The sequence below is a fragment of the Blastomonas sp. genome (assembly GCF_041747255.1).
Lineage (GTDB): Bacteria > Pseudomonadota > Alphaproteobacteria > Sphingomonadales > Sphingomonadaceae > Blastomonas.
In genome coordinates this window covers 1-8,732 of record NZ_JBGTFM010000381.1, presented here as the reverse complement: position 1 = coordinate 8,732, position 8,732 = coordinate 1, and the positions used below count along the sequence as shown (strand labels likewise).

Annotated in this window: 8 protein-coding genes; 2 read left to right on the top strand and 6 right to left on the bottom strand. The window is 62.8% G+C overall.

Annotated features, from left to right (window positions below; all coding sequences use genetic code 11):
* Both ACEW8G_RS12980 and ACEW8G_RS12975 read left to right on the top strand, forming a co-directional pair.
* Positions 1-1,337 (top strand): lytic transglycosylase domain-containing protein (locus tag ACEW8G_RS12980; protein ID WP_373488832.1); only part of this gene is annotated, 1,337 nt, incomplete at its 5' end.
* A 136-nt stretch (positions 1,338-1,473) separates the two neighbouring features.
* Entirely contained in the window at positions 1,474-1,953 is a 480-nt protein-coding gene (locus tag ACEW8G_RS12975; protein WP_373488831.1) for a GreA/GreB family elongation factor, read from the top strand.
* A gap of 114 nt (positions 1,954-2,067) precedes the next feature.
* Here ACEW8G_RS12975 and ACEW8G_RS12970 read toward each other — a convergent pair whose 3' ends face one another.
* The 6 genes from ACEW8G_RS12970 to ACEW8G_RS12945 all read right to left on the bottom strand — a co-directional run.
* Entirely contained in the window at positions 2,068-3,498 is a 1,431-nt protein-coding gene (locus ACEW8G_RS12970; protein WP_373488830.1) for an aldehyde dehydrogenase family protein, read from the bottom strand.
* Between the two features lie 139 nt (positions 3,499-3,637).
* On the bottom strand, positions 3,638-5,284 hold the full coding sequence (locus ACEW8G_RS12965; protein WP_373488829.1) for an acetolactate synthase large subunit: 1,647 nt from the start codon (positions 5,282-5,284) through the stop codon (positions 3,638-3,640).
* 225 nt (positions 5,285-5,509) lie between these two features.
* The gene (locus ACEW8G_RS12960) at positions 5,510-6,454 is read right to left on the bottom strand and encodes a D-2-hydroxyacid dehydrogenase (RefSeq protein WP_373488828.1); all 945 of its coding nucleotides are present in this window, start codon (positions 6,452-6,454) and stop codon (positions 5,510-5,512) included.
* 21 nt (positions 6,455-6,475) lie between these two features.
* Complete coding sequence (locus ACEW8G_RS12955; RefSeq protein ID WP_373488827.1) at positions 6,476-6,829, bottom strand: hypothetical protein; 354 nt, start codon at positions 6,827-6,829, stop codon at positions 6,476-6,478.
* 67 nt (positions 6,830-6,896) lie between these two features.
* The gene (gene cysS, locus ACEW8G_RS12950; RefSeq protein ID WP_373488826.1) at positions 6,897-8,372 is read right to left on the bottom strand and encodes a cysteine--tRNA ligase; all 1,476 of its coding nucleotides are present in this window, start codon (positions 8,370-8,372) and stop codon (positions 6,897-6,899) included.
* Between the two features lie 71 nt (positions 8,373-8,443).
* The coding region (locus ACEW8G_RS12945) for a hypothetical protein (RefSeq protein WP_373488825.1) at positions 8,444-8,732 on the bottom strand (289 nt) is incomplete at its 5' end.

Below are 8,732 nucleotides of genomic sequence, written 5' to 3'. Positions count from 1 at the left end.
GCGCAGAGGCGTTGCGCGATGCAGGCTATGTCGCCCAACGTGCCAAGCGGATGGTCGACAGCGGCAACTGGGGCGGCGCACGCGCGCTGCTCGCCAGTCGCCCGCCGCTGGATTATCGCCCGGCCAATCCTGAAGTCTGGTACGAACTGTTACTGGGGCAGGCGCGCGCCGCCAATAATGACGGACAGACCCGCCTCGCCTATGACATCGCGGCCAAGGTCGACGATGCCTTTGCGCCGGGCCATGACATTTCTGGCGAGAGCCTCAAAGTGCGCGACCATTACACCAGCCTCACATGGCTGGCGGGAACGGTGGCGCTCAGCAATCTGGGCCGTGCGCAGGATGCATCGGGCATGTTTGCCCGCTATGGCAGCGGCGCGCGCACGCCGCAGACCCGCTCCAAAGGCTATTACTGGGCAGGCCGCGCCGCCGCGCAGGCGGGCGACAGCGCCAACGCGTCGCGCTATTTCGAAATGGCGGCGATCTACCCCGATCATTTCTACGGCCAGCTCGCGCTTGAACGGCTGGGCCGCGAGATGCCGCGCTTCGCCGAAGCCCCCAAGGCGGTGGTCAGCGCGGTTGACCGCGGGCGGTTCAACGCCAGCAGCCTGGTGCAGGCAACGCAAATGGTTTCGCGCAGCAGTGACTGGCCGACCCAGCGCCGGTTCTTCGGCGCGGTCGCCGCCACAGCGGAGACTCCCGAAGAGCACGTGCTGGTCGCCGAACTCGCGCAGCAGATCGGCCGCCGCGATCTGGCGGTGATCGTTGGCCAGTCGGCGCGCGCCAAGGGGGTCGATGACCTGCAGTCGATTGCCTTCCCGCATATGCCGGTGCCGCCGGGCTTTGAGAACAACTGGACGATGATCCACGCCATCACCCGGCAGGAAAGCCAGTATGCGCAAAACGCCGTCAGCCATGCGGGTGCACGCGGCCTGATGCAGCTGATGCCGGGCACTGCGCGCGAACAGGCAGGCAAGATGGGGCTGGGCTATTCGCTCGGCGCGCTCACCGACGATACCCAGTATAACATCAAGCTGGGTGCGGGCTATTTCGCGCGGATGATGGACTATTATGGCGGCAGCTACCCGCTCGCAGTCGCTGCCTATAACGCCGGCCCCGGCAATGTGAACAAATGGCTGCGCGCCAATGGCGACCCGCGCACCGGCGGCATCGACATCATCGAATGGGTCGAGCGCATCCCGATTTTCGAGACCAAGAATTATGTCCAGCGGGTGCTTGAAAACGCGGTGGTCTATGATGTGCTCCACCCCGAGCGCGCGACGATGCGCGGTGCGAACAGGCTGAGCCGTTACTTGGGGAAGAACACGCCGGGTTGAGGCTTCTCGGTTCCTCCCGTCTCCGTTCTTCGGCGAACGCCGGAGTCCGGAGTCGTGTTGCGCTGCATCCGCCCCTGGATTCCGGCTTTCGCCGGAAAACGTGGAATGTTGGAGCGACGGCCATTAACGTCAAAATGTGGATCAACCCAACTACATCACCCCCGCAGGCTATGCCGCGCTGAAGGCCCGCTACGACAACCTGCTCGGCGCCGAGCGCCCGCGCATTGTCGAGATCGTCAGCTGGGCCGCAGGCAATGGCGACCGGTCAGAGAACGGCGACTATCTTTATGGCCGCAAGCGGATGCGCGAGATTGACCGCGACCTCAACCGGCTGGCGCGCAAGATGAAGGCGGCGCGGGTGATCGATCCGGCGGCGCAGCAGGACAAGACCCGGGTCTGGTTCGGCGCGACGGTCGAGATCGCCGATGATGACGACAACCGCCGCACGCTGACCCTGGTCGGCGATGATGAGCAGGATGCTGGCGCGGGGCGGATCGGCTGGAACGCGCCGTTCGCGCGCGCATTGAGGGGCGCAGCAGTGGGCGATGTGCGCAATGTCCAGCTGCCCGGCGGCGAGAAACAATGGGAGGTCATGGCGATCCGCTATCCGGGATAGGCCGGGTTCCGCGTGACGCTCTCTGGCACACGCGGCAATCCATTACGCAACGTCAGCACAATCCGTTTCCTGGGCTCCGGCATTCGCCGGAGAGCGGGTGGCTCAGTCTGAGTCCTATCGCCGGATCAGCAGGTTGCGGATTTCGGTCATGTCTTCCATCGCAAAGCGGATGCCTTCGCGGCCCAGCCCCGAATCCTTGACCCCGCCATAAGGCATGTTGTCGATGCGGAAGCTGGGCACGTCGTTGATCACCACGCCGCCGACATCGAGATGATCCCAGGCATCGAACATCTTGAACAGATCGCGGGTGAACACGCCCGCCTGCAGGCCGAACTTGCTGTTGTTGGCCTCGGCCAGCGCGTCGCCAAAATCGGTGAACCTGGACAGCACCGCCACCGGGCCGAACGCCTCTTCGGTGACGATCTTGGCCTCGGACGGCACATTTTCGAGCAGCGTCGCCTCAAGCATCGCGCCATCGCGCTTACCGCCGCACAGCAGTGTGCCGCCCAGCGACACCGCCTCCTGCACCCAGCCATCGAGCCGTGTCGCTTCCTTCACATGGATCATCGGGCCGATGAACGTGTCGCGGTGCTTGGGGTCGCCCGCGATCAGCTTGGCTGTCCTGGCGACCAGCATGTCGCGGAACCGATCATACACATCGGCGTGGATGATGATCCGCTGCACCCCGATGCAGCTTTGCCCGGACTGGTAGAAGGCACCGAACACCACGCGTTCCAGCGCATCATCCAGATCGGCATCATGGTCGATGATCACCGCTGCGTTGCCGCCCAGTTCGAGCACGACCTTTTTCTTGCCGCAGCGGGCCTTCAAATCCCAGCCCACATCGGGCGATCCGGTGAACGACAAGAGTTTCAGCCGGTCATCGGTAGTGAACAGATCGGCACCATCGCGGCTGGCGGGCAGGATCGAGAACGCGCCCTTGGGCAGGTTGGTCTCGGCCAGCACCTCACCCATAATGATCGCGCCCAGCGGCGTGCGGCTGGCGGGCTTCATCACGAATGGGCAACCCACCGCAATCGCAGGCGCAACCTTGTGCGCAGCGAGATTGAGCGGGAAATTGAACGGCGAGATGAACGAGCACGGGCCAATCGGCACACGCTTCCACATGCCCTGATAGCCTTTGGCGCGGGGGCTGATGTCCATTGTCTGGACCTCGCCATTCATCCGCACCGCCTCTTCCGCCGCAATGCGGAAGGTGTCGATCAACCGGCTGACCTCGCCCTCTGAGTCCTTGATCGGCTTGCCCGCCTCGATGCACAATGCATAGGCGAGCTCGTCGAACCGCTCCTTGAAGCGGGTGACGCAATGGGTGAGCACATCCTGCCGCTCATAGCTCGCCATCCGCGCCATCGGCTCGGCCGCCTCGACCGCGCCCGCGATCGCCTTGTCAATCGTCGCCGCATCGGCCTGCGCCACCCGGAACGCGACCTCGCCGGTGAACTTGTCGGTCACCTCAAGATCGGTGTTCGGCTGCTCGGCCACATTGTTGAGATAGAGCGGATAAACGGATTTGAGGCTGGTCATGACAAGTCCCTTAAAGCCCTCTCCCCTTGAGGGGAGGGGGTTGGGAGAGGGGGCCGCCCTCCCCCGGTATGACATAAGGAAAGGGAAACGCATTCCCCTCTCCCCGACCCTCTCCCCTCAAGGGGAGAGGGAGTTCTGACTAAAGCTCCTTGGACATCCGCTTGATGTCGATGTTCAGGATCTGGTCGTTCTCGGTGTAGTCCACCGGGCAATCGATCAGATGCACGCCGGGTGTGGCGAGGCAATGGGCGAGCACATCGGTGAGGTGTTCGCTCGACGTCACCCGGTGCCCGATCGCGCCATAGCTTTCAGCATATTTGACGAAATCGGGGTTGCCATAGGTCAGCCCGAAGTCCTTGAAACCCATGTTCGCCTGCTTCCAGCGGATCATGCCATAGCTTGAATCGTTGAGGATCAGCACGGTCATGTTGAGCTTGAGGCGGACAGCGGTTTCCATTTCCTGGCTGTTCATCATGAACCCGCCATCGCCGCAGATCGCCAACACCTTGCGGTCAGGATAGACCATCGATGACATCATCGCCGAGGGCAGCCCCGCGCCCATGGTGGCAAGCGCATTGTCGAGCAGCACGGTGTTGGGCCGATAGGCGGTGTAGCCGCGCGCGAACCAGATTTTGTAAACCCCGTTGTCGAGGCAAATGATGCCATCATCGGGCATCGCGTTGCGGATTTCCTGCACCAGATAGGGCGGGAAGATCGGGAAGCGGGCATCACCCGACAGCGATTCGGTATGCTCGACCTCAGCCTTGCGGAAGGCCAGCATATGGTCGAACTGCCAGCCGCCATTGGGGACAATATCTTCCTTCATCTGCCAGACGGCATTGGCGATATCTCCGATCACCTCAATTTCGGGGAAGTAAACCGGATCGACCTCGGCCGTCTTGGGCGAGATATGGATCACCGGGGTGCCGCCCGGATGCATGAAGAACGGTGGTTTTTCAATAACATCGTGGCCGATATTAAGAATCAAGTCAGCCGCCTCAACGGCGCGGTGAACAAAATCACCGGCCGAGAGCGCCGCGCAGCCCAGGAACTTGGGGTGCCGCTCATCGATCACGCCCTTGCCCAACTGGGTGGTCAGGAAAGGAATGCCCGTCTTTTCAATGAACTGGAGCAGCATCCTGCTGGTGAGTGTGCGGTTTGCCCCCGCCCCGATGACCAGCACCGGCGACTTCGCCTGCTCAAGCGCGGTCACCGCCGCGCGGATCGATTTCTTGTCGGCATTGGGGCGGCGCGTGTGACTGGGCTTCAATGGCACCGAATCGGTTTTTTCCTCGGCAATGTCCTCGGGAAACTCGATGTGGGTGGCACCGGGCTTTTCCTCTTCGGCGAGGCGGATCGCCTCGCGCACCCGGCTGGGGATGTTGTCGGCGCTCGCCAGCTGGTGGGTGAATTTGGTGATCGGCTTCATCATGCCGACGACGTCGAGAATCTGGAACCGGCCCTGTTTCGATTTCTTGATCGGCTTTTGCCCGGTCACCATCAGGATCGGCATGCCGCCAAGCTGCGCATAGGCCGCTGCGGTGACGAAATTGGTCGCACCGGGGCCAAGCGTTGCCATGCACACGCCGGTCTTGCCGGTGTGGCGACCATAGGTCGCTGCCATGAAACCCGCGCCCTGTTCATGCCGGGTGAGGATCAGCTTGATCTTGGTCGAGCGGCTGAGGCTGTCGAGCATGTCGAGGTTTTCTTCGCCCGGCACGCCGAAGATATATTCGACGCCTTCCTCTTCCAGACACTGGATGAACAGATCAGATGCTTTGGTCATGAATTAACTCCCCCGGGACCGGATGGCATGGCAGTGCAAATCGTGCGACCGAAAGGACAGACCGGGGGCGTTGCGTTGTGCATTGGGCACCCAGATGGGGAAGCAGATTGCAAAGGCACCGTCCCCCATGACCGTTGCCCCCTATGTAGACAGACATAAACACAAATTTTTGCCGAGTCACCCGGCAAAACGTCAAAACGGAGGGCAAACTTGCCCCCCGCCAGGTCAGTATCCCAGCAACAGATCGACCTCGTTGACCAGCGGCTCTCCGGCAAGGAAGCGGACTGCGTTGTCAAGGAAAAGCGCAGCAGAGCGCTGAAACATCTTGGTCTGGGCCTGGCCGGACAAATGCATTGAGATCTGCACGTTGGGCAGCGTCCACAGCACATGATCGGCGGGTAGCGGTTCGGGCGTGGTGACATCAAGAAACGCCCCGGCGATTCGCTTGCTCCGGAGCGCATCGACCAGCGCATCCTGATCAATGCAGCTGCCGCGCGCGACATTGACCAGCACCGCTGTGGGTTTCATCGCCGCGAGCAAAGCCGCGTCAATCAGCGCGGTGGTCTCTGCGGTCGCCGGGGTGGCAAGCACCACCCAGTCATAGTCACCGATCTGCGCCTGCCACGCATCCGCGCCAAGAATGCCGTCATCGGGCCGCGCGGTGCGGGCAACGCCGGTGACCTCAACGCCAAAGGCCTTGAGCCGCGCGCCTACTGCTGCGCCGATTGCACCATAGCCAATGATCAGCGCGCGGCTTTCATACAGTTCCTCGTGTCCGGGCGAGGCGTAAAGCCATTCGCGCCGGTCGGCGGCGCGCACAACATCGGCATAGCCCTTGGCAATGCTGAGCATCCCAAGGAGGGCATATTCGGCGACCGCGATGGTGTTGACGCCAACGCCGTTGGTCACGCGGGTGCCGCGCGCGCGCAGCTCATCGACCGGGAAATGATCGAGCCCGGCGTAGATCGTCGAGACCCATTGCAGCCGCTCGCCCGCCAGCATGATGTTCCGCATCGCCTGCTTGTCGTGCATATCGACCCAGGCGATGTCGGCGTCGGTCACCTCGCGCAGCGCCTCATCCGCGCTCATGATCCAGGCGACGTCGATGCTCGCAGGCAGTCGGCTTTCCAGCAGGGGCCGCACCAGCCCCGATATCACTGCCTTGGTCATTATTGCCCCTCACCGCTTCAGCTATCTGTATGCCAGATAGCCCGATGCCATAAGCAGCGGCAGCGCGGCAAGGTCAACCATTGCGATGCCGCGCAACGATGCAGGCGCGTCGGAGATCCAGAACAGCATAAGGAACGAGACCATGCTGACCGCAGCCACCACCACCGCCAGTCGGCGCACCCCGGGGTCAATCATTGCCCACAGGCAGACGATGACCACACAAAGAAACAGCGCCGCCCGGTGCTGGACCAGCAGCAATGCGGGGTCCGCCGCAGGAATGCCGTAGAGCCTGGTCAACAGGCCGGGCATGAACAGCGCAATTGCCGGAAGGGCATGGACCGCAGCGAGCAGCAGCCAGAGGATCGGTTGTATCATGCGGGCATGCTAGCAGACCTGCGCGCGGCGGCGATTACCGGCAAGGTCAACGCTGGCGGTTGCGCCGCTAGACGCGAATGGCCCACTCCCAGCCGAGCGGATCGCCGTCCATTACCTCGACCCCGGCGGCGGTCAGCGCGTCGCGGATCGCATCGGAGGCGGCGAAGTTCTTGTCGGCACGCGCTTCCTTGCGGAGCTTTAGTTGCCGTTCGATTTCAGCCTCGCTGATGGTGGCATCGGCTGGGCGGAGGCGCAGGTCAGGGCGCGACATGGCGATCACGTTCAACCCAAGCACCGCATCCATGCGCGCAATCGCCGCCAGACGCTCGGCAGCATCGATCTTTTTCTGCCCCAGCACCTCGTCGAGCACGGTCAGTGCCTTGGGCGAATTGAGATCATCCGATATCGCAGCATCAAACTCTGCCAGCGCTGCCAGCAGGCGCGGATGCGTCACTACACCGGCAGACATGGCCGTGTCACGCAGCGCTGCCACAGCCATCACCATCCGCTTCAACCGCGTCAGCGCCGCGAGCAGATTGTCCCAGGTGAACTCAAGCTCTGACCGGTAGTGCGCCTGCAGGCACATCAGCCGATAGGCCAGCGGGTGGATGCCCTTGTCTATCAGCAATTGCAGCCGCAAAAACTCGCCGCTGGACTTAGACATCTTGCCGGATCGGTCGATCAGGAAATTGTTGTGCATCCAGATTTTGGCGCCCGAGTTGCGCGGGTCATCGAGGCCACCATCGTCCTTGGCGTGGCAGCAAAATGCCTGGTTCTGCGCGATTTCGTTGGGGTGGTGAATCTCGCGGTGGTCGATCCCACCGGTGTGGATGTCGAACGGAAAGCCGAGCAGCGCCTCGCCCATCACCGAGCATTCTAGGTGCCAGCCTGGCGCGCCGCGGCCCCAAGGCGAATCCCACTCCATCTGCCGCGCCTCACCGGGCGGAGTTTTGCGCCAGATCGCAAAATCGGCCGCGTTGCGCTTGCCTTCGACAGACTCGATCCGGCCCTCCCCATCCTCGGTCACCGCGCGCGCCAAGCGCCCATAATCCGCCACGGTCGCAACATCGAAATACAGCCCGCTGTCCAGCTCGTAGCAGTGCCTGTCAGCAATGCTTTTGCCCCAGACGATCATCGCATCGACATAGTCAGTCGCGCGCGGATGCTGTTTCGGCTGGACGTTGAGCCGCGCCAGATCGCGCTCGAAATCCTGCTGATAAAAGCGCGCAATATCCCATGCCGACTTGCCCTCGCGCGCGGCCATGCGTTCCATCTTGTCCTCGCCCTCATCGGCGTCGGACGTCAGGTGGCCAACGTCGGTGATGTTGACGACATGGGTGAGCTTATAGCCTTTCCACTGCAACGTGCGCCCCAATGTGTCGGCAAAGACATAGGCACGCATGTTGCCGATGTGCTGGTAGTTATACACCGTCGGCCCGCAGCTGTAGACGCGCGCCTCGCCGGGATGAACCGGGGCAAACGGCTCAAGCGATCGCGTCAGGCTGTTGAACAGCATCAGCGGGGTCTGGTCAGTGCTTTCCATGCCCCCGCCAATGCCGCCAAACCGATGCGGGCGTCAAGCAGGCACAGGCACACGGTTGCCGGAGGCCCGCATCACGGCTCAACCGGGGGCAGCGGCGTCCACAGATCCTCATTGCCCGCGCCTGTGACCGGTTCGTCAATCAGCGGCGCATAGCCGAACTGCTCAAACTCGCGCAGTTCGATCAGCGGGGTCAGGAAGACCGGCGCATTGATCTGGCCATCGCCTTCCTGCTGCTCTTTCTCATCCAGCTGCTCCTCGATCACATCGGTCTGCACCCGAAGATCGTTCCCGGGTTCGGGCGTCGGGGTAGGCGACGGCGCAGGCGGCGGCGTGGGTGCCGGGGGTGGGGAGGATGTCGGC